Genomic DNA, 19,858 nt, shown 5'->3' on the forward strand with positions numbered 1-19,858 from the left:
CCCATTCCGCGGGCGCAGAAGCCTGAAAATGAACCGTGAGGAGGACGTGACGAACGTTCTGCCATCCAGTAATATAGCGCCCTTTCCATTCCTGGCCCCAATTTTGACGCATCTCCGGTTGTACATGGAGATGATCAACTATTGCCTGCAATTAAAGAACTAAAGAGCCGAACATATATGCCTTTTACACTTGGTCAACGCTGGATTAGCGACACAGAGAGCGAACTAGGATTAGGGACGGTGGTAGCGCTGGATGCGCGCATGGTCACTCTCCTTTTCCCCGCCATCGGCGAAAACCGTCTGTACTCACGCAACGATTCCCCGATCACTCGCGTGATGTTTAACCCGGGCGACACCATTACCAGCCACGAAGGCTGGCAGCTCCACGTTGACAAAGTGCATGAAGAGAACGGGCTGCTGTCCTACACCGGCACCCGCCTCGATACCCAGGAAGCGAACGTCACCCTGCGTGAAGTGCTGCTCGACAGCAAACTGGTGTTCAGCAAGCCGCAGGACCGTCTGTTCGCCGGCCAAATCGACCGCATGGACCGCTTTGCCCTGCGCTACCGCGCGCGCAAGTTCCAGAGCGAGCAGTACCGCATGCCGTGGAGCGGCCTGCGCGGCCAGCGCACCAGCCTGATCCCGCATCAGCTGAACATCGCCCACGACGTGGGCCGTCGTCACGCGCCACGCGTCCTGCTGGCCGATGAAGTGGGCTTAGGTAAAACCATCGAAGCCGGGATGATCCTGCACCAGCAGCTGCTCTCCGGCGCCGCCGAGCGCGTACTGATCGTGGTCCCGGAAACCCTTCAGCACCAGTGGCTGGTGGAGATGCTGCGCCGCTTCAACCTGCGCTTCTCGCTGTTTGACGACGAGCGCTACGCCGAAGCGCAGCATGACGCCTACAACCCGTTCGAAACCGAACAGCTGGTGATCTGCTCTTTAGACTTCGTGCGCCGCAGCAAGCAGCGCCTGGAGCACCTGTGCGACGCCGAGTGGGACCTGATGGTGGTCGATGAAGCGCACCACCTGGTGTGGAGCGAAGAGGCGCCGAGCCGCGAATATCAAGCCATTGAACAGCTGGCCGAGCGCGTGCCGGGCATTCTGCTGCTGACCGCGACGCCGGAACAGCTGGGGATGGAGAGCCACTTTGCGCGCCTGCGCCTGCTGGATCCGAACCGCTTCCACGATTTCGCGCAGTTTGTCGAAGAACAGCAGAACTACCGTCCGGTGGCCGACGCTGTCGCTCTGCTGCTGGCGGGCAACAAGCTAAGCGATAGCGAGCTCAATACCCTCGGCGATCTAATCGGCGAGCAGGATATCGAGCCGCTGCTGCAGGCCGCCAACAGCGATCGCGAAGACGCTCAGGCCGCGCGCCAGGAGCTGGTCTCGATGCTGATGGACCGCCACGGCACCAGCCGCGTGCTGTTCCGTAACACCCGTAACGGCGTCAAAGGTTTCCCGAAACGCGAGCTGCACACCATTCGCCTGCCGCTGCCGACCCAGTACCAGACCGCCATCAAAGTATCCGGCATCATGGGCGCCCGCAAAACCGCGGAAGAGCGCGCGCGCGACATGCTCTACCCGGAGCAGATCTATCAGGAATTTGAAGGCGATACCGGCACCTGGTGGAACTTTGACCCGCGCGTCGAGTGGCTGATGGGCTACCTGACCAGCCATCGCTCGCAGAAGGTACTGGTGATTTGCGCCAAAGCCGCCACCGCGCTCCAGCTGGAGCAGGTGCTGCGCGAGCGCGAAGGTATCCGCGCCGCCGTGTTCCATGAAGGGATGTCGATTATCGAACGCGACCGCGCCGCGGCGTGGTTTGCTGAAGAAGACACCGGCGCCCAGGTGCTGCTGTGCTCCGAGATCGGCTCCGAAGGACGCAACTTCCAGTTCGCCAGCAACCTGGTGATGTTCGATCTGCCGTTTAACCCGGATCTGCTGGAGCAGCGTATCGGCCGTCTCGACCGTATCGGCCAGGCGCACGATATCCAGATCCACGTCCCGTACCTGGAAAAGACCGCGCAGTCGGTGCTGGTGCGCTGGTATCACGAAGGCCTCGACGCCTTTGAACATACCTGCCCGACCGGACGGACCGTCTACGACAGCGTCCATGACGAGCTGATCAACTACCTTGCGGCGCCGGAATCCACCGACGGCTTTGACGATCTGATCAAATCCTGCCGCCAGCAGCATGACGCTCTGAAAGCGCAGCTGGAGCAGGGCCGCGACCGTCTGCTGGAGATCCACTCCAACGGCGGCGAGAAAGCCCAGGCCCTGGCGGAGAGCATCGAAGAGCAGGATGACGACACCAGCCTGATCGCCTTCTCGATGAACCTGTTCGATATCGTCGGCATCAACCAGGACGACCGCGGGGAAAACCTGATCGTCCTCACCCCTTCCGACCATATGCTGGTGCCGGATTTCCCGGGCCTGCCGGAGGACGGTTGCACCATCACCTTCGAGCGTGACGTGGCGCTGTCCCGTGAAGACGCGCAGTTCATCACCTGGGAACACCCGCTGATCCGCAACGGCCTCGACCTGATCCTCTCCGGCGATACCGGCAGCAGTACTATTTCCCTGCTGAAGAACAAGGCGCTGCCGGTCGGCACTCTGCTGCTGGAGCTGATCTACGTGGTCGAAGCGCAGGCGCCGAAGCAGCTGCAGCTCAACCGCTTCCTGCCGGCGACCCCGGTTCGCATGCTGCTGGATAAAAACGGCAACAACCTCGCCGGCCAGGTGGAGTTTGAAAGCTTCAACCGCCAGCTGAGCGCGGTCAATCGCCACACCGGCAGCAAGCTGGTCAACGCGGTGCAGCAGGACGTTCATGCCATTCTGCAGCAGGGCGAAGCGCAGATCGCCAAGGCGGCGCAGGGGCTGATCGACGCGGCGCGTAGTGAAGCCGACGATAAGCTGACGGCGGAGCTCTCCCGTCTGGAAGCGCTGAAGGCGGTCAACCCGAACATCCGTGACGACGAACTGGCGGCGATTGAAAGCAACCGCCAGCAGGTGCTGGAGGCGCTGGGACAGGCCGGATGGCGTCTGGACGCGCTGCGTCTGATCGTCGTCACTCACCAGTAACGGAACGCGAAATGGCGATGGAAAACTACAATCCGCCGCAGGATCCCTGGCTGGTGATCCTGTATCAGGATGAGCACATCATGGTGGTCAACAAGCCGAGCGGCTTGTTGTCCGTGCCGGGTCGTCTTGATGAGCATAAAGACAGCGTGATGACGCGCATTCAGCGCGACTTCCCGCAGGCCGAATCGGTGCATCGCCTTGATATGGCCACCAGCGGCGTGATTGTGGTGGCGCTGAATAAGGCGGCCGAGCGCGAACTGAAGCGCCAGTTCCGCGAGCGCGAGCCGAAGAAGCAGTACATCGCCCGCGTCTGGGGCCATCCGCAGCCGGCGGAGGGCCTGGTGGATTTACCGCTGATTTGCGACTGGCCGAACCGGCCAAAGCAGAAGGTGTGTTATGAAACCGGCAAAGCGGCGCAGACCGAGTATGAGGTGCTGGAGTACGCGGAAGATAATACCGCCCGCGTGCGCCTGAAGCCAATTACCGGACGGTCACACCAGCTGCGCGTGCATATGCTGGCGCTGGGACATCCGATCCTTGGCGACCGCTTTTACGCCACGCCGGAGGCGCTGGCGATGGCCCCGCGCCTGCTGCTTCACGCCGAGACGCTCACCATCACCCACCCCGCCTACGGCAACGCGATGACCTTCCGCGCGCCGCTCGACTTTTAGGACCTCCCCGGCAGCGCTCTGCTGCCGGGGAATGCTAACCCGTTAATCGCGGGCAAACCACGCGTCAATCATCTGCTCAACGCGGGCAACGACGAGATCGGTGTCGTGACGACGGCTACGCGCGCAGGCGTGCGCCGGCTCATCGCACAGCAGGCAACGGCGCTGCGACTCGCCCAGCGACTGGCGTCCCACCTGCCCGCTCTGCGGACAGATCACATCGATATCCCACAAGCGTCCCAGCGGATGGTTCTGCTCCAGCGTACTGCACATCGCTTTGATTTCGCTGGCCGGATGCGCCACGCACCACAGCGCTTCAGGCCCGGTCGGCAGCCACAGCACCTGACGATCCAGCGTTTGCCAGCGGTGCTTCCAAAGCAGCTGATCGCAGGCCTGGAGGGCTACGCCCATCATGTTGCGATAGCGAATGCTGTCCTTCACCGCCCCGGGGGTCACCAGGGTCAGGGAAATAACAGGCTGCTGATAATGGGCCAACCAGTCGGCCTGGCGGGCTGCACGCTGCTCTTTCGCCGCCAGCAATGCGTCGATGCTGACGCCCACCTGGGCGGGAGTATCCACTGACATTAATTCCTCTCCTACATATGATAAATGCGACAGCGCCTGGACTGTCATAATGATGGTTGCGATAGCCGATCGCGCGCTGATTGTATCGCTAAATGCGGAGCATTTAGGATACAGAACGCAGATATTTTCGGCGTTCTGTAGCGGAAAATAGCAGTTTTATTGCTGAGCGTAGCGTTATATCACGCCAGATAGTGGCTGAGGAACAGCAACCCCAGAGAGACATTTATCGCCCCGCCAATCCGGGTAGCGATCTGCGCGAACGGCATCAGGCTCATGCGGTTACCAGCGGTCAGGATCGCCACATCGCCGGTGCCGCCCTGCCCGCTCTGGCAACAGGAGACAATCGCCACATCGATCGGGTGCATCCCTATCTTTTTACCGACCAGGAAACCGGTCGCCACCAGCGCGGAGACGGTGCTGACGATCACCAGCAGATTGGTGAAAGTGAAGGCGTTCACCAGCTCCTGCCACGGGGTGATCGCCACACCGACGGCAAAGAGGATCGGGTAGGTGACCGCGGTGCGGAAGAATTTATACACCATCTGCGATCCCTCCTGCAGGCGCGGAGACACCACATTAGCCAGCTTTAACAGCACAGCGAGAAACAGCATGCCCACCGGCGCCGGCAGACCAATCAGTTTGTGGCCGAGCATTCCCATCATATACAGCAGTACCGCCAGCAGCGCGCCGGAGGCCAGCGTCCCGACGTCGGTTTTACCGCTCATGCCTTCACTCTCGCCGAGGCTGCGGGTTTCATGGCTGCGGTTCGGCATCAGTTGCCCTTCGCCGGTCAGATGCGGGAAGCGCTTGCCGAGCTGGTTGAGGCAGCCGGAGATGACGATCGCCGTCAGGCTGCCGAGCATCACCATCGGCAACACCCGGCCCAGGGCCACCCCCTGCTCCATATGCATCAGCGCGGCATAGCCCATCGACAGCGGGATCGCCCCTTCCCCCACGCCGCCGGCCATGATCGGCAGCACGATAAAGAAGAACACCTGAAACGGCTCCATGCCCAGCAGCGTGCCAACGCCGATGCCCACCAGCATGCCGACCACCTCGCCGCACAGCATTGGGAAGAAGATCTTCAGGAAGCCCTGAATCAGGGTGGTACGGTTCATACTCATGATGCTGCCGACGATAATGCAGCAGATATAGAGATAGAGGATGTTGGTGGATTTATAGAATTTGGTGGTGGATTCCACGACCACGTCCGGCAGCAGGCCGTAATGGACCAGCGCGGAAGGAATAAAAGTGGCGCAGATCGCCGCCGCGCCGAGTTTCCCCAGCACCGGCAGGCGTTTACCAAACTCGCCGCAGGCGAAGCCAAAGAAAGCCAGAGTGGCCACCATCACCACGATATCGCTCGGCAGTTTACCGCCAAGGCAGTCGAGGGCAATCAGCCCCCCGGCCAGCAAAAACAGCGGCAGCGGGACGATCCCTACCTTCCAGTTATCCATGATGTGCCACCAGCGCTGCCTGAGCGTGGCTTTCGGCGTATTGATCGGTTCAAGGGTTGCAGAGAATGCATTGTCTGTCGTGCTCATAAATTCAGCCCTGTCGTTATTATTCATTTTCAGCGTAAAGGGACAGCGGCGTCGTTAATGTGAAGCTCCCCGAATTAAAAAAGAAGTTTTAATGGTCACTATGGTTTTTATGGTTTCTATTCGCTGTTCCGCGCAGGGGTGATATATCTCTGATTTATTATCGTGGTTTTTATGGTTTTTATTTCCCATCACGCCTTATATCCACTGCAACCGCTGGCGGCAGCCCGCGCCTGCGCCGCTGATCACAACTTTTCTTTAACATTTACGTCACGTGACAGAAAAATGATAGAGTGCCGGTATGGTGAATACATCGTCCGGGACCTATGAAATTATCTTTTCAATATAAGCTGTTTATTTCGCTGGTCGCTTTTTTCTCAGTCCTCTTTATCGCACTGGGTATTTATTATTACTTTGATGCCAGCCGCCAGCTTTATCAGGAAATGAGCGCCCGGGCCAAAATTCAGGCCGAAGAGATAGCCCTGATGCCAAATTTACGTCAGCAGGTCAGCCGGCATGACCCACAGGCGATTCAGGCGTTTATGCAGCAAATCGCCGCCCATAGCGACGCCAGCTTTATCGTCATCGGCGACCGCCAGGGGGTGCATCTGTTTCATTCGGTCCATCCGGAGTGGGTCGGCACGCGGCTGGTTGGCGGCGACAACCAGGCGGTACTGGAGGGAAAATCCATTACCACCATTCGCAAAGGCGGACTTGGGGTCTCGCTGCGCAGCAAAACGCCGATCGTCGATGACGAGGGGCGGGTGATCGGCATTGTCTCCGTCGGCTACCTCACCAGCTATCTCGACAGCATTACCCTGACCAAAGTGATCAATATTTTTATCGCCGCCGTTCTGCTGCTCATCGCCCTGTTTATCTTCTCCTGGTACTTTACCCGCAGCATCAAAAAGCAGATTTTTTCGCTCGAGCCGCGGGAGATAGGCCTGCTGGTGCGACAGCAAAAAGCGATGATGGAGTCGATCTTTGAGGGGGTGATCGTCATCGATCGCCAGCGGCGCATTGAGGTGATAAACCATGCCGCCCGCAGCCTGCTGGGACTCAGCCAGCCCGCCAGTCAGCTGCGCGGTCAGTCGATTGACAGCGTGATTTCCCCGCAGCCCTTTTTCGCCAGCGGCGACATGCTTGAGCGCGACACCCACGATGAGCTGTGCCGCTTCAACCAGTTGACCGTGCTCGCCAGTCGGGTGCGCATTATGCTGGAGAATACCCTGCAGGGCTGGGTGATCACATTCCGTGACCGCAATGAAATCAATGCCCTCACCGCCCAGCTGAGCCAGGTGAAGCGCTATGTCGACAATCTGCGCATCATGCGCCACGAGCAGCTCAACCGGATGACTACCCTCTCCGGCCTGCTGCATATGGGCCATTATGACGAAGCGATCCGCTATATTCAGGCCCAGTCGGAACATGCTCAGGAGCTATTGGACTTTATCTCCTCGCACTTCCACTCGCCGACGCTGTGCGGTCTGCTGCTCGGCAAAGCCACCCGCGCCCGCGAAAAAGGCGTGGCGCTGAGCTTCGACCCGGCCTGCCGCATCGACCGTCCCCTGCCGTCGCTGATGGAATCCGAGCTGATCTCCATCATCGGCAACCTGCTGGATAACGCCATCGAAGCCACGCAGCGCGCCGAGCTTCCGCATGAGCCGGTGGAAGTCCTGATCCAGCTCAACGCCCGGGAGCTGATTATCGAAGTGGCCGACCGCGGCGTCGGCATCCGCCCCGATATCCGCGAGCGCATTTTTGAACGCGGCGTCACCACCAAAACCCGTGGCGATCACGGCATTGGTCTGTATCTTATTGAACATTATGTCACTCAGGCGGGCGGCACCATCGAAGTCGCCGATAACGCGCCGCGGGGAACGATCTTCACCCTGTTTATCCCGGCCGACGCACCTGCCCGTCCGCACCCGGAGGCCCACGATGCATCATGACCTGGTCGATGTGCTAATCATTGAAGATGAGAGCGAGCTGGCGCGCCTGCACGCCGAGCTTGTGCAGAAACACCCGCGTCTGCGGCTGGCGGGCATGGCGGCCTCCCTCGCCCAGGCCCGCCAGTTGCTCCACGCCACCCCGCCGCAGCTGGTACTGCTGGATAACTATTTGCCGGACGGCAAAGGGGTGACGCTGATGACCGATCCGGCGCTGGCGACCAGCCAATGCTCGGTGATCTTTATCACCGCCGCCAGCGATATGGAAACCTGCAGCCAGGCTATCCGCAACGGCGCCTTCGACTATATTCTTAAGCCGGTATCATGGAAGCGGCTGAGTCAGTCGCTGGAGCGTTTTATCCAGTTCTACGATCAGCAGCGGGAGTGGAAAATCGTCGATCAGCAGAACGTCGATTCCCTCTATCAACTGCAGGCGAAGAACTATCGCGTAGATAGTGGCAGCAAGGGGATTGAAGAGAAGACCCTGGCGCTGGTGCAGGGTCTGTTTAGCGGCCGGGAAGCACACTGCTTTTCCGTTGATGAGGTGGTCAGCGCCGCCGGACTCAGCAAAACCACCGCCCGCCGCTATCTTGAACACGGCGTTGAGACCGGGTTTCTGGAGGTGGAGATGCTGTATGGAAAAATCGGCCATCCGCGGCGGCTGTATCGCCGCGCACAGGCCAAACGCTAACCCCCCTCGCCGGGCGAGGGGCTGAAAAACTCAGAAGCCGCGCTGTTCTTTGATCAGCTCCCAGGCCTTCTGGATCTCCTGGGCTTTCTGTTTGGCCATCTCCATCATCTCCGGCGGCAGCCCTTTCGCCACCAGCTTGTCCGGATGGTGCTCGTTCATCAGCTTACGATAGGCGCGCTTCACCGTCGCCGCGTCGTCAGTCGGTTTCACCCCCAGCACGTTGCAGGCGTCCTCCAGCGTTGGCCCGCGCTGCGCCTGCTGCCAGCCGGCGTTGCCGCCGTGCTGACCATAAGATTGCTGCTGCGAACCGCCGCCAAACTGGGCGCCGCCCTGCATCATTCGCAGGAATTGATCGAACTGGGCGCGAGAGATGCCAAGCTCATCGGCGATGACGAACAGCACTTCACGTTCGTTAGGGTGCAGTTCGCCGTCAGCGAACGCCGCCTGCAGCTGAATTTCCAGAAACATCCGAATCAGATCGAAGCGGCCAAAGCAGACGCTGCGCAGCTGGCGCATCTTCTCGCGCAGCGGATAATTGTCGGCTTTGCCGTCGCGAAACGCCTGCTGCGCCGCGGTACGCGAAGCGCCGTGCAGATTCATGCGATCCATCAGCACATTGGCGACATGAATATCCGCCTCGGTAACGCGGCCCTTGGATTTGGTCAGATGCCCCATCACTTCAAAGGTGGTGGAAAAGAAGAGCGACTGACGCTCCTGCTGATTGGCGAAGAGATTCAACCGGCGGCTGCGCGCCCGGTCAAACATATGGCCGACCAGGAAGCCGAGCACCACGCCCCAGAACCCACCGCCCATCAGCAAAGCTACTGCCACGCCAATCACTTTACCCAAATACTGCATAGACTCCCCAACTGTTTGTCGCCGTTAAGCACGAATATGACCGCACGTTACCCGGCACTCGCGCCTCGGTCAATTGTGGGACATAGCCTATAATTTGCTTTATCATACTCGTCATTCAACAGGGTGCCTAACGCTCGGGCTCGAAACGGGCAGGATTAACACTAGCGTGATAAAGTTGAGTAAGTTAGGCTCTGACCGTTTGCAAGCCGCTGCCACAAGATGATGGAACAATAAATACAACGTATGAAAAAACGTATTCCCAGCCTCCTGGCTACGATGATTGCCAGCGCCTTGTATAGCCAACAAGGCCTCGCTGCCGATCTCGCAACGCAATGTATGCTTGGCGTGCCAAGCTTTGATCGTCCGCTCGTGGAAGGGCGGCCTGGCGATCTGCCGGTGACGATTAACGCCGATCATGCGAAGGGCAATTACCCGGACAACGCCGTCTTTACCGGCAACGTCGATATCAACCAGGGGAATAGCCGCCTCCGCGCCGACGAAGTTCAGCTGCATCAGCAGCAGGCCGCGGGCCAGGCGCAGCCGGTGCGCACGGTGGACGCGCTGGGCAACGTGCATTACGACGATAACCAGGTGATCCTCAAAGGACCAAAAGCCTGGTCGAATCTGAATACCAAAGATACCAACGTCTGGCAGGGCGATTATCAGATGGTCGGACGCCAGGGACGCGGCACTGCTGACCTGATGAAACAGCGCGGTGAAAACCGCTATACCATTCTGGAAAACGGCAGCTTTACCTCCTGTCTGCCGGGCTCCGACACCTGGAGCGTCGTGGGCAGCGAAGTTATCCACGATCGCGAAGAGCAGGTCGCCGAGATCTGGAACGCCCGCTTCAAGCTTGGCTCCGTGCCGATTTTCTACAGCCCCTACCTGCAGCTGCCGGTGGGCGATAAGCGTCGTTCAGGCTTCCTGATCCCGAACGCGAAATACAGCACCAAAAACGGCGTGGAATTCTCCCTGCCGTACTACTGGAACATCGCGCCAAACTTCGATGCCACCATCACCCCGCACTATATGAACAAGCGCGGCGGCGTGATGTGGGAAAACGAATTCCGCTACCTGACCCAGCTCGGCAGCGGCTTAACGGAGTTCGACTACCTGCCGTCGGATAAAGTCTACGAAGATGACCACTCCAGCGACAGCAACAGCCGACGCTGGCTGTTCTACTGGAACCACTCCGGGGTTATCGATCAGGTGTGGCGTCTGAACGCTGACTACACCAAGGTCAGCGATCCTGACTACTTCAACGATTTCAGCTCGAAGTATGGTTCCAGTACCGACGGCTATGCGACGCAGAAATTCAGCGCCGGGTATGTCAATCAGAACTTTGACGCCACGGTCTCAACCAAGCAGTTCCAGGTCTTCGATCGGGAGTCGAGCAACTCCTACTCGGCTGAGCCGCAGCTCGACATTAACTACTACCAGAACGATGTCGGTCCGTTCGATACCCATCTGTACGGCCAGGTCGCCCATTTTGTTAACTCGAATAACAACATGCCGGAAGCGACCCGCGTTCACTTCGAACCGACGATCAACCTGCCGCTGTCGAACGGCTGGGGCAGTCTGAATACCGAAGCCAAGCTGCTGGCGACCCACTACCAGCAGAGCAACCTCGATAAGTACAACGCCGCCAACGGCACGGACTACAAAGAGTCCGTTAGCCGCGTGATGCCGCAGTTTAAAGTCGATGGCAAAATGGTCTTCGAGCGCGACCTGCAGGAGGGATTCACCCAAACGCTGGAACCGCGCATGCAGTATCTGTATGTGCCGTACCGCGATCAGAGTGAAATCGGCAGCTACGACTCCACGCTGTTGCAGTCAGACTACTCCGGCCTGTTCCGCGACCGTACCTATAGCGGTCTCGACCGCATCGCGTCGGCCAATCAGGTCACTACCGGTATCACCTCGCGCGTGTATGACGCCGCCGCGGTGGAACGTTTTAACATTTCCGTTGGTCAAATCTACTATTTCACCGAGTCACGCACCGGTGATGACAACATCAACTGGGAGAACAACGACACCACGGGTTCACTGGTATGGGCCGGCGACACCTACTGGCGCATTGCCGATAACTGGGGTCTGCGCGGCGGGATCCAGTACGATACGCGTCTGGATAACGTCGCAACCGGTAACGGCACCATTGAATACCGTCGCGATGAAAACCGCTTAGTCCAGCTTAACTATCGTTACGCCAGCCCGGAATATATTCAGGCCACACTGCCGTCATATTCCACCGCGGCGCAATATAAAGAGGGTATCTCGCAGGTGGGGATGACCGCCAGCTGGCCGATCGTCGATCGCTGGTCCGTGGTCGGTGCCTACTACTACGATACCAATACCCGGAAAGCAGCAAACCAGATGTTGGGTGTCCAGTATAACTCCTGCTGCTACGCCATCCGTCTTGGCTACGAACGCAAAGTCAACGGCTGGGATAGCAACAACAACGGCGGCGAGAGCAAATACGACAACACCTTCGGAATCAATATCGAATTGCGCGGTCTGAGCTCTAACTACGGCCTCGGCACCCAGCAGATGCTGCGTTCGAACATTTTACCGTACCAGAGCTCCCTGTGATGCGGCTGGTTTACAACATCATCCGCATTTGCGGTTAATCGAAATGGAAAAAGTATGAAGAACTGGAAAACGCTGCTTCTCGGTATCGCCATGATCGCGAATACCAGTTTCGCTGCCCCCCAGGTGGTCGATAAAGTAGCGGCCGTCGTCAATAATGGCGTCGTGCTGGAAAGCGACGTCGATGGTTTGATGCAATCGGTTAAGCTCAATGCTGGTCAGGCTGGCCAACAGCTGCCGGATGACGCGACCCTGCGCCATCAGATCCTCGAAAGACTGATCATGGACCAGATCGTGTTACAGATGGGGCAGAAGATGGGCGTGAAGGTCTCTGACGATCAGCTCGATCAGGCCATCGCCAACATCGCTAAACAAAACAACATGACCATGGATCAGATGCGCAGCCGTCTGGCCTATGAAGGCATCAACTACAACACCTACCGTAACCAGATCCGTAAAGAGATGCTGATTTCGGAAGTGCGTAACAATGAGGTGCGTCGTCGCATCACCGTGCTGCCGCAGGAAGTGGAAGCGCTGGCCAAACAGATCGGCGACCAGAACGACGCCAGCACCGAGCTCAACCTGAGCCACATCCTGATCCCGCTGCCGGAGAACCCGACCTCCGATCAAGTCGCCGCGGCCCAGGAGCAAGCGAATGCTATCGTTGAGCAAGCGCGCAACGGCGCCAACTTCGGTAAACTGGCGATCACCTACTCCGCCGACCAGCAGGCGCTGAAGGGCGGCCAGATGGGCTGGGGTCGTATCCAGGAGCTGCCGGGCATTTTCGCTCAGGCGTTAAGCACCGCGAAGAAAGGGGATATCGTCGGTCCGATCCGTTCCGGCGTCGGCTTCCACATTCTGAAAGTGAACGATCTGCGCGGCGGGACCCAGAACATCTCCGTCACTGAAGTACATGCCCGTCATATTCTGTTGAAGCCATCGCCAATCATGAACGATGCGCAGGCTCAGGCGAAGCTGGAGCAAATTGCCGCCGACATTAAGAGCGGGAAAACCACCTTCGCTAAAGCGGCGAAAGCGTATTCTGAAGATCCGGGCTCGGCGAACCAGGGCGGTGATTTAGGCTGGGCCACGCCGGATATCTTCGACCCGGCGTTCCGCGATGCGCTGATGCGTCTGAACAAAGGGCAGACCAGCGGACCGGTACACTCCTCCTTCGGCTGGCACCTGATCGAACTGCTGGATAGCCGTCAGGTCGACAGAACCGACGCCGCGCAGAAAGATCGTGCTTACCGTATGCTGATGAACCGCAAATTCTCTGAAGAAGCGGCAACCTGGATGCAGGAACAGCGCGCCAGTGCGTATGTTAAAATTCTGAGCAACTAATATCGATGCCTGATACCCATAAAGTTGTTATCACTCCCGGCGAACCCGCCGGGATTGGCCCTGACCTGGTCGTGCAGCTTGCCCAGCGCGACTGGCCAGTTGAGCTGGTGATCTGCGCCGACGGCGCCCTGTTAACTGACCGAGCCCAAAGGCTCGGTCTTCCTTTATCTCTCCTGCCATACGATCCTGCGCAACCGCCCGTTCCGCAGCGTGCCGGTACGTTGACGCTGCTTAACGTCCCGCTGAGCGTCCCGGCGGAGCCCGGCGTGCTGAACGTACAGAACGGCGCCTACGTGGTCGAGACGCTGGCGCGCGCCTGCGACGGCTGCCTGAGCGGCGAATTCGCGGCGTTAGTGACCGGCCCGGTGCACAAAGGCAACATCAACGACGCCGGCATCGCCTTCACCGGTCATACCGAGTTCTTCGAAGAGCGCGCGCAGGCCAGCAAAGTGGTGATGATGCTGGCGACCGAGGAGCTGCGGGTGGCGCTGGTGACGACCCATCTGCCGTTGAAAGCCATCAGCGAGGCGATAACGCCCGACCTGCTGCGCGAGATCATCACGATTCTCGATCACGACCTGCGCACGAAATTTGGTATTGCCCAGCCGCACGTGCTGGTTTGCGGGCTTAACCCGCATGCTGGCGAAGGCGGTCATATGGGAACGGAAGAGATAGATACCATCATTCCGGTGCTGGAAGAGATGCGCGGGAAGGGGATGAACCTCAGCGGTCCGCTGCCAGCTGACACCCTTTTCCAGCCCAAATACCTTGACCATGCCGATGCAGTACTCGCGATGTACCACGATCAGGGCCTGCCCGTGCTAAAATACCAGGGCTTTGGCCGCGGCGTGAACATTACGCTCGGTTTACCTTTTATTCGTACCTCCGTCGACCACGGCACCGCACTGGAATTAGCGGGCCAGGGAACAGCGGACGTCGGCAGTTTTATCACGGCGCTTAATCTCGCCATCAAAATGATTGTTAATACCCAATGAATAATCGAGTCCATCAGGGCCATTTAGCCCGTAAACGCTTCGGGCAGAACTTCCTCAACGATCAGTTTGTGATCGACAGCATCGTCTCGGCGATTAATCCGCAGAAAGGCCAGGCGATGGTTGAAATCGGCCCCGGTCTCGCCGCGCTGACCGAGCCGGTCGGCGAACGCCTTGACCAGTTGACCGTCATTGAGCTGGACCGCGATCTGGCGGCACGCCTGCAGACGCATCCGTTTCTCGGGCCGAAGCTGACCATCTATCAGCAGGATGCGATGACCATGAACTTCGGCGAACTGGCGGAGAAAATGGGTCAGCCGCTGCGCGTCTTCGGCAATCTGCCGTACAATATTTCGACCCCGCTGATGTTCCATCTGTTCAGCTATACTGATGCCATTGCCGATATGCACTTTATGCTGCAGAAGGAAGTGGTGAATCGTCTGGTTGCCGGACCGAACAGTAAGGCGTATGGTCGGTTAAGCGTGATGGCGCAATATTATTGCCAGGTGATCCCGGTACTCGAAGTGCCGCCGAGCGCGTTCACCCCGCCGCCTAAGGTCGATTCCGCGGTGGTCCGTCTGGTGCCGCACAGCACGATGCCGTATCCGGTCAAAGAGATCCGGGTACTGAGCCGCATCACCACCGAAGCGTTCAACCAGCGCCGCAAGACCATCCGCAACAGTCTCGGCAACCTGTTTAGTGTGGAAGTGCTGACCGAGCTGGGCATTGACCCGGCCATGCGTGCAGAAAATATTTCCGTGGCGCAGTACTGCCAGATGGCCAACTGGCTGTCTGACAATCTGCCATCGAAGGAGAGCTAACCATGATCAATTCGCCTCGTGTTTGCGTCCAGGTGCAAAGCGTCTATATCGAATCGCAATCTTCTCCGGAAGAAGAGCGCTACGTCTTCGCTTATACCGTCACCATTCGCAATCTGGGGCGGAGTCAGGTTCAGCTGCTTGGCCGCTACTGGCTCATCACTAACGGCCACGGTCGTGAGACTGAAGTTCAGGGTGAAGGGGTGGTCGGCGAGCAACCGCATATTCCCGCCGGCGGTGAATATCAATATACCAGCGGCGCGGTCATTGAAACGCCGCTGGGAACCATGCAGGGTCATTATGAGATGATCGATATCGACGGCGCGCCGTTCCGTATCGAGATCCCTGTTTTCCGTCTCGCAGTTCCAACGCTCATTCATTAAAACAATGTCAACATACCTTATTGGCGACGTTCACGGTTGCTACGATGAACTGATCGCATTATTAGCGCAGGTTGAATTCGACCCGCGGAGCGATACGCTGTGGCTGACCGGCGATCTGGTAGCCCGTGGCCCGGGGTCGCTGGAGGTTCTGCGCTATGTCAAATCTCTGGGCGACAGCGTGCGACTGGTGCTGGGCAATCACGATTTACACTTGCTGGCGGTCTTCGCCGGCATCAGCCGCAACAAGCCGAAGGATCGTCTGAAATCACTGCTGGAAGCGCCGGATGCCGATGAGCTGCTTAACTGGCTGCGTCGTCAGCCGCTGCTCCAGGTGGACGAAGAGAAAAAGCTGGTGATGGCCCACGCCGGCATCACGCCCCAATGGGATCTGGAGACCGCCCAGCAGTGCGCGCGCGATGTTGAAGCGGTGCTCTCCAGCGACTCCTACCCTTTCTTCCTCGATGCCATGTACGGCGACATGCCGAATCACTGGAGCAACGAGCTGAGCGGCCTGGCGCGCCTGCGCTTTATCTCTAACGCTTTTACCCGCATGCGCTACTGCTTCCCGAACGGCCAGCTGGATATGTACTCGAAAGAAGCGCCCGAGGACGCCCCGGCGCCGCTGAAGCCGTGGTTTGCTATTCCTGGTCCGGTCAGCAGTGCCTACAGCATTGCCTTTGGTCACTGGGCGTCGCTGGAGGGACGCGGTACGCCGGAGGGCATTTACGCGCTGGATACCGGCTGCTGCTGGGGCGGTGAACTCACCTGCCTGCGCTGGGAGGATAAGCAGTACTTTACCCAGCCGTCGAACCGGCAGAAAAGCCTCGACGAAGGCGAAGCCGTCGCGTCCTGAAGAAACAGGCGCACTCCCCCGGGCCCGCGCAAGCGCAGCGCCGCCGGGCAAGAACAGCGGACGCGAAGCCACTTTTGTGTCGGGTGGCGGCTAACGCCTTACCCGACCTACGTTTAGGTGCCATTTGTCAGCCGGGCAGCGCTGCAGAAAAACGCCTCCCGCGACGGGAAACATGACGCAGTCCCGTAGGCCCGCGCAAGCGCAGCGCCGCCGGGCAAGAACTGCGGACGCGGAGCCGCTTTTGTGTCGGGTGGCGGCTAACGCCTTACCCGACCTACGTTTACGTGCCATTTGTCAGCCGGGCAGCACTCTGGAAAGACGCATCCCGCGACGGGTAACATGGCGCAGAAAAGTAGTGGCAGCGTCATCCGCGCTGAATTCACGCCAAAGAAAACCCCGGTCACGCCAGACGCGACCGGGGTTTTTTCATTGCTATCCTTCCCGCTTAACGGCGTTCGAGGATCTCAAAGCAGTAGCTGTGGGAATTCTGCGCGTCGGCGTCATGAAACTCGCTGAACACCGATTCCCACTGGTCCGGATCGTAATCCGGGAAATGGGTATCGCCTTCCACTTCCGCATCGATATGGGTCAGATAGAGCTTCTGCGCCTTTGGCAGGAACTGCTCATACACCCGACCGCCGCCGATCACCATGATCTCTTCCACATCGCCGCAGGCGGCAATCGCTTCGTCAACGGAGGAGACCCACTGCACGCGATCGTCGCTGCCTGGCTTGCTGCTGATCACGATATTTTTACGCCCCGGCAACGGGCGCCCAATGGATTCCCAGGTCAGACGCCCCATCACTACCGGCTTATTTAATGTGTTGCGTTTGAACCAGGCGAGATCGGCAGGCAGGTTCCATGGCATGGCGTTTTCCATACCAATGACGCGATCTACCGCTAACGCCGCAATCAGACTGATCATTCATTCATTCCTGAGTACAAAAAATTGTCGCCACTATACGGAAAGCGTACAACTTCGTCGACTGGCCGGAGGGTAAAGAATAAGAAAATTTTCTGATTTGCTGGCAAGCCCACGTTCACACCGTGGGCCGCCAGAACAGGATCCAAACGAAAACAGAATGTTACTGATTAGCGTCAGGCGGAGGGCTTATTTTCCGGCTCATCGGCGATATCGCCGGTGTGCCTGCCCTCTTCCGTCCCCTGCCAACCGTGCCGCTGCACCAGCGACAGATGATGACGATCTTCGTTGATGATGCCGGTCAGCATATCGCTGGTCCGCTTGAAGACCGCCACCCGCGACGCCGCGTCGTTTTCCGCCATCGCCACCATCTCTTCGACCATCTGCAGGTTGAAACGACGGAACAGATCGGCCCGCTCGCGCGCTTCATACGCGCCGAGCCCCAGCGCCTCCAGGGTCATTCGGCCGGATTTCAGTGCCGCCTCGAAGGTTTCACGCTCCGGGGCATCAACGCCAGCCTGACGCAGCTGGATATAGTGATCGACATCGCGGGCGCGGGAGATAATCTGCAGATGCGGAAAATGCTCTTTTACCCTCGCCACCAGCTCCAGGCTGACGTGCGGATCGTCAATGGCATTGATCAGTACCTCCGCCTTTTCGGCGCCGGCCGACTCCAGCAGATCGACCCGGGTGGCGTCGCCGTAGAAGACCTTCATATCAAATTTGCGCAGAGTATCGACATGGTCCGGGTCGTGATCGAGGATCACCATCTTCACCCCGCTGGAGAGCAGTAGTCGCCCGGCGATCTGCCCGAAGCGGCCAAAGCCGGCGACAATCACCCGCGGCTGCTCTTCATCAATCTCGTCCGCATCCCGCGCCTGGCCGCTGGACGATTTCTCCAGACGGGTCAACAGCACCAGCAGAATGGGGGTTGCCGCCATCGACAGTGCCACCGCCAGGGTCAGCGCCTTTGCCCATTCGCCGTCCAGCACCTCCGCCATCCGCGCGGCGCCAAAGACCACAAACGCGAATTCACTCCCCTGCCCCAGCAGCACCGCAAACCAGCGGCGCTGAGCGCGAGGCACGCCAAGCGGTCTGGCGATAAGCCACAGCATCAGCATTTTTATCGCCAGGAAACCCACCAGCAAAATCACGATACGCAGCGGATGGGTGACCAGGGTGCCGAAATCAATCGACATCCCGACGCCGATAAAAAACAGCCCCAGCAGCAGGCCTTTAAACGGCTCAATATCGCTTTCCAGCGCATGGCGATACTCGGAGCTGGCCAGCAACACCCCGGCGAGAAACGCCCCCATCGCCATCGACAGCCCCACCTCCTCCAGCAACAGCCCAAAGCCGAAGACCAGGAACAGGGCCACGGCGCTGAATACTTCGCGCAGACCGGAACGGGCAACAAAACGCAGCAGCGGACGGGTCAGATAGCGCCCCAGCACCACCACCAGCGCCAGCGCCGCGGCCACCTTCAGCGCGGAAAGGGCAAAAGCCATCAGCGAAGTGGCGCCGCCGCTGGCCGCCAGCAGCGGGATCATCGCCACCAGCGGGATCGCCGCGATATCCTGGAACAGCAGCACCGCGAAGGCGCTGCGCCCCATCTGCGATACCGTCAGATTGCGCTCATTCATCGCCTGCATGGCGATCGCGGTTGAGGAGAGCGCCAGGGTCATACCGATCAGCTCGGCCACCTGCCAGCGCAACCCCAGCAGCATGCAGAAGAGGCCGATCAATACCCCACAGGCCACCATCTGCAGCGCACCGCCGCCAAACACCGAAGCGCGCAGCTTCCACAGACGCTGCGGATCCAGCTCCAGACCAATGACGAACAGCATCAGCACCACGCCAATCTCGGCAAAGTGCAGAATCGCCTCGGCGTCGGTCACCAGCCGCAGCCCCCACGGCCCAATAATACAGCCGGCGATGAGATAGCCCAGCACCGACCCAAGCCCAAGGCGGACGGCGATGGGCACAATCAGCGCCGCGGCGCCCAGGTAAATCAGCGCCTGTATCAGCGTATGGCTATCCATTTTGATGTGCCTCCTGCCAGTCGATTAAGCGTTGACGATAATGGCGGGCCTGCGCCTGCAGCGTTTCGTCATCGCAGATAAAGGTGCAGTGCATGGCGAACGGCGGCAGCCATTTCATCCCGCAGTAGAGCGCCGTGGCCTGCAGCGGCTGCGCCAGCACCGGGAAACCGGGAAACGAACCGATATCAAAGTGGCTTTCACCGCCGCCGGTGGTCACCGCCCACATCAGCGATTTACCGCGCAGCGCAATACCGTTATGGCCATAGGCCCAGCCGTGCGACAGCACTTTGTCCATCCACAGCTTCAGCAGCGGCGGCACGCTATACCACTGCATCGGGTGCTGCCAGATAACCAGATCGGCACGGGCGAGCGCCGCCTGCTCGGCGGCGACATCGATATTAAAGTCGGGATAGAGTTGATAGAGGGAGCGTATCTCTACGCCTTCAAGCGTCCCTGCTTGTTCAAGCATTCGCTTATTCGCATGCGAATGCTGCGGATAAGGATGCGCATAAATTATCAGAATCATTGATTGGCCTGCG

At 59.1% G+C, this 19,858-nt stretch carries 16 protein-coding genes; 10 read left to right on the forward strand and 6 right to left on the reverse strand.

Features of this window, described 5'->3' with window-relative positions; translation table 11 throughout:
• Positions 1-177 precede the first annotated feature (177 nt).
• Positions 178-3,084, forward strand: a complete 2,907-nt coding sequence (gene rapA / locus ACLH1I_RS15245) for an RNA polymerase-associated protein RapA (RefSeq protein ID WP_017901204.1) — start codon at positions 178-180, stop codon at positions 3,082-3,084.
• A gap of 11 nt (positions 3,085-3,095) precedes the next feature.
• Positions 3,096-3,755 (forward strand): bifunctional tRNA pseudouridine(32) synthase/23S rRNA pseudouridine(746) synthase RluA, encoded by a 660-nt coding sequence (gene rluA / locus ACLH1I_RS15250; protein ID WP_004204288.1) that lies wholly within the window; start codon positions 3,096-3,098, stop codon positions 3,753-3,755.
• Between the two features lie 42 nt (positions 3,756-3,797).
• On the opposite strand, the gene citX is transcribed toward rluA, so the two are convergent.
• Both citX and ACLH1I_RS15260 read right to left on the reverse strand, forming a co-directional pair.
• Positions 3,798-4,337 carry a citrate lyase holo-[acyl-carrier protein] synthase gene (citX, locus tag ACLH1I_RS15255; protein ID WP_048322973.1) on the reverse strand — a complete coding sequence of 180 codons (540 nt, stop codon included), beginning with the start codon at positions 4,335-4,337 and terminating at the stop codon, positions 3,798-3,800.
• Between the two features lie 179 nt (positions 4,338-4,516).
• The gene (locus tag ACLH1I_RS15260; protein WP_004204284.1) at positions 4,517-5,881 is read right to left on the reverse strand and encodes a 2-hydroxycarboxylate transporter family protein; all 1,365 of its coding nucleotides are present in this window, start codon (positions 5,879-5,881) and stop codon (positions 4,517-4,519) included.
• 323 nt (positions 5,882-6,204) lie between these two features.
• On the opposite strand from ACLH1I_RS15260, the gene ACLH1I_RS15265 reads away from it, so the two are divergent.
• Together ACLH1I_RS15265 and ACLH1I_RS15270 are read left to right on the forward strand one after the other, a co-directional pair.
• Entirely contained in the window at positions 6,205-7,830 is a 1,626-nt protein-coding gene (locus tag ACLH1I_RS15265; protein WP_017901206.1) for a sensor histidine kinase, read from the forward strand.
• The gene (locus ACLH1I_RS15270; RefSeq protein ID WP_004204282.1) at positions 7,820-8,518 is read left to right on the forward strand and encodes a response regulator; all 699 of its coding nucleotides are present in this window, start codon (positions 7,820-7,822) and stop codon (positions 8,516-8,518) included. The genes ACLH1I_RS15265 and ACLH1I_RS15270 overlap by 11 nt, the downstream gene beginning before the upstream one ends.
• 30 nt (positions 8,519-8,548) lie before the next feature.
• Here ACLH1I_RS15270 and djlA read toward each other — a convergent pair whose 3' ends face one another.
• Complete coding sequence (djlA, locus tag ACLH1I_RS15275; RefSeq protein ID WP_008807470.1) at positions 8,549-9,376, reverse strand: co-chaperone DjlA; 828 nt, start codon at positions 9,374-9,376, stop codon at positions 8,549-8,551.
• A gap of 243 nt (positions 9,377-9,619) precedes the next feature.
• On the opposite strand from djlA, the gene lptD reads away from it, so the two are divergent.
• Genes lptD through apaH form a run of 6 tightly spaced genes read left to right on the forward strand, consistent with a single transcriptional unit; the run spans position 9,620 to position 16,355 of the window.
• Complete coding sequence (lptD, locus tag ACLH1I_RS15280) at positions 9,620-11,968, forward strand: LPS assembly protein LptD (RefSeq protein ID WP_004204279.1); 2,349 nt, start codon at positions 9,620-9,622, stop codon at positions 11,966-11,968.
• 54 nt (positions 11,969-12,022) lie between these two features.
• Complete coding sequence (surA, locus tag ACLH1I_RS15285) at positions 12,023-13,309, forward strand: peptidylprolyl isomerase SurA (protein ID WP_004204278.1); 1,287 nt, start codon at positions 12,023-12,025, stop codon at positions 13,307-13,309.
• Between the two features lie 5 nt (positions 13,310-13,314).
• Positions 13,315-14,304 (forward strand): 4-hydroxythreonine-4-phosphate dehydrogenase PdxA, encoded by a 990-nt coding sequence (gene pdxA / locus ACLH1I_RS15290; RefSeq protein ID WP_101839073.1) that lies wholly within the window; start codon positions 13,315-13,317, stop codon positions 14,302-14,304.
• Positions 14,301-15,122: a 16S rRNA (adenine(1518)-N(6)/adenine(1519)-N(6))-dimethyltransferase RsmA gene (gene rsmA, locus ACLH1I_RS15295; RefSeq protein WP_004204275.1), complete on the forward strand. Its 822-nt coding sequence runs from the start codon at positions 14,301-14,303 to the stop codon at positions 15,120-15,122. The genes pdxA and rsmA overlap by 4 nt, the downstream gene beginning before the upstream one ends.
• Before the next feature lie 2 nt (positions 15,123-15,124).
• Positions 15,125-15,502 (forward strand): Co2+/Mg2+ efflux protein ApaG, encoded by a 378-nt coding sequence (gene apaG / locus ACLH1I_RS15300; protein ID WP_004204274.1) that lies wholly within the window; start codon positions 15,125-15,127, stop codon positions 15,500-15,502.
• A gap of 4 nt (positions 15,503-15,506) precedes the next feature.
• Positions 15,507-16,355 carry a bis(5'-nucleosyl)-tetraphosphatase (symmetrical) ApaH gene (gene apaH, locus ACLH1I_RS15305; RefSeq protein WP_004204272.1) on the forward strand — a complete coding sequence of 283 codons (849 nt, stop codon included), beginning with the start codon at positions 15,507-15,509 and terminating at the stop codon, positions 16,353-16,355.
• 445 nt (positions 16,356-16,800) lie between these two features.
• Here the strand turns inward: apaH and folA are convergent, their stop codons facing one another.
• From folA to kefF, 3 genes are all read right to left on the reverse strand, one after another.
• Complete coding sequence (gene folA / locus ACLH1I_RS15310; RefSeq protein ID WP_004204271.1) at positions 16,801-17,280, reverse strand: type 3 dihydrofolate reductase; 480 nt, start codon at positions 17,278-17,280, stop codon at positions 16,801-16,803.
• A gap of 173 nt (positions 17,281-17,453) precedes the next feature.
• A complete protein-coding gene (gene kefC, locus ACLH1I_RS15315) occupies positions 17,454-19,319 on the reverse strand; it encodes a glutathione-regulated potassium-efflux system protein KefC (RefSeq protein WP_004204270.1) in 1,866 nt (621 codons plus the stop codon).
• Complete coding sequence (gene kefF, locus ACLH1I_RS15320; RefSeq protein WP_004204269.1) at positions 19,312-19,845, reverse strand: glutathione-regulated potassium-efflux system oxidoreductase KefF; 534 nt, start codon at positions 19,843-19,845, stop codon at positions 19,312-19,314. Before kefF ends, kefC begins: the two co-directional genes overlap by 8 nt.
• Positions 19,846-19,858 lie beyond the last annotated feature (13 nt).

Origin of the sequence: Klebsiella sp. 1SOBk10mer, assembly GCF_046602535.1 — a bacterium.
In the GTDB taxonomy this organism is placed as follows: Bacteria; Pseudomonadota; Gammaproteobacteria; order Enterobacterales; family Enterobacteriaceae; genus Klebsiella; species Klebsiella quasipneumoniae.

Coding starts and splice junctions, on each gene's coding strand:
- folA (WP_004204271.1), bottom strand. CDS start 17,280: ATGATCAGTCTGATTGCGGCGTTAGCGGTAGATCGCGTCATTGGTATG.
- apaG (WP_004204274.1), top strand. CDS start 15,125: ATGATCAATTCGCCTCGTGTTTGCGTCCAGGTGCAAAGCGTCTATATC.
- rsmA (WP_004204275.1), top strand. CDS start 14,301: ATGAATAATCGAGTCCATCAGGGCCATTTAGCCCGTAAACGCTTCGGG.
- djlA (WP_008807470.1), bottom strand. CDS start 9,376: ATGCAGTATTTGGGTAAAGTGATTGGCGTGGCAGTAGCTTTGCTGATG.
- rapA (WP_017901204.1), top strand. CDS start 178: ATGCCTTTTACACTTGGTCAACGCTGGATTAGCGACACAGAGAGCGAA.
- ACLH1I_RS15260 (WP_004204284.1), bottom strand. CDS start 5,881: ATGAGCACGACAGACAATGCATTCTCTGCAACCCTTGAACCGATCAAT.
- rluA (WP_004204288.1), top strand. CDS start 3,096: ATGGCGATGGAAAACTACAATCCGCCGCAGGATCCCTGGCTGGTGATC.
- kefF (WP_004204269.1), bottom strand. CDS start 19,845: ATGATTCTGATAATTTATGCGCATCCTTATCCGCAGCATTCGCATGCG.
- lptD (WP_004204279.1), top strand. CDS start 9,620: ATGAAAAAACGTATTCCCAGCCTCCTGGCTACGATGATTGCCAGCGCC.
- ACLH1I_RS15265 (WP_017901206.1), top strand. CDS start 6,205: ATGAAATTATCTTTTCAATATAAGCTGTTTATTTCGCTGGTCGCTTTT.
- kefC (WP_004204270.1), bottom strand. CDS start 19,319: ATGGATAGCCATACGCTGATACAGGCGCTGATTTACCTGGGCGCCGCG.
- pdxA (WP_101839073.1), top strand. CDS start 13,315: ATGCCTGATACCCATAAAGTTGTTATCACTCCCGGCGAACCCGCCGGG.
- surA (WP_004204278.1), top strand. CDS start 12,023: ATGAAGAACTGGAAAACGCTGCTTCTCGGTATCGCCATGATCGCGAAT.
- citX (WP_048322973.1), bottom strand. CDS start 4,337: ATGTCAGTGGATACTCCCGCCCAGGTGGGCGTCAGCATCGACGCATTG.
- apaH (WP_004204272.1), top strand. CDS start 15,507: ATGTCAACATACCTTATTGGCGACGTTCACGGTTGCTACGATGAACTG.
- ACLH1I_RS15270 (WP_004204282.1), top strand. CDS start 7,820: ATGCATCATGACCTGGTCGATGTGCTAATCATTGAAGATGAGAGCGAG.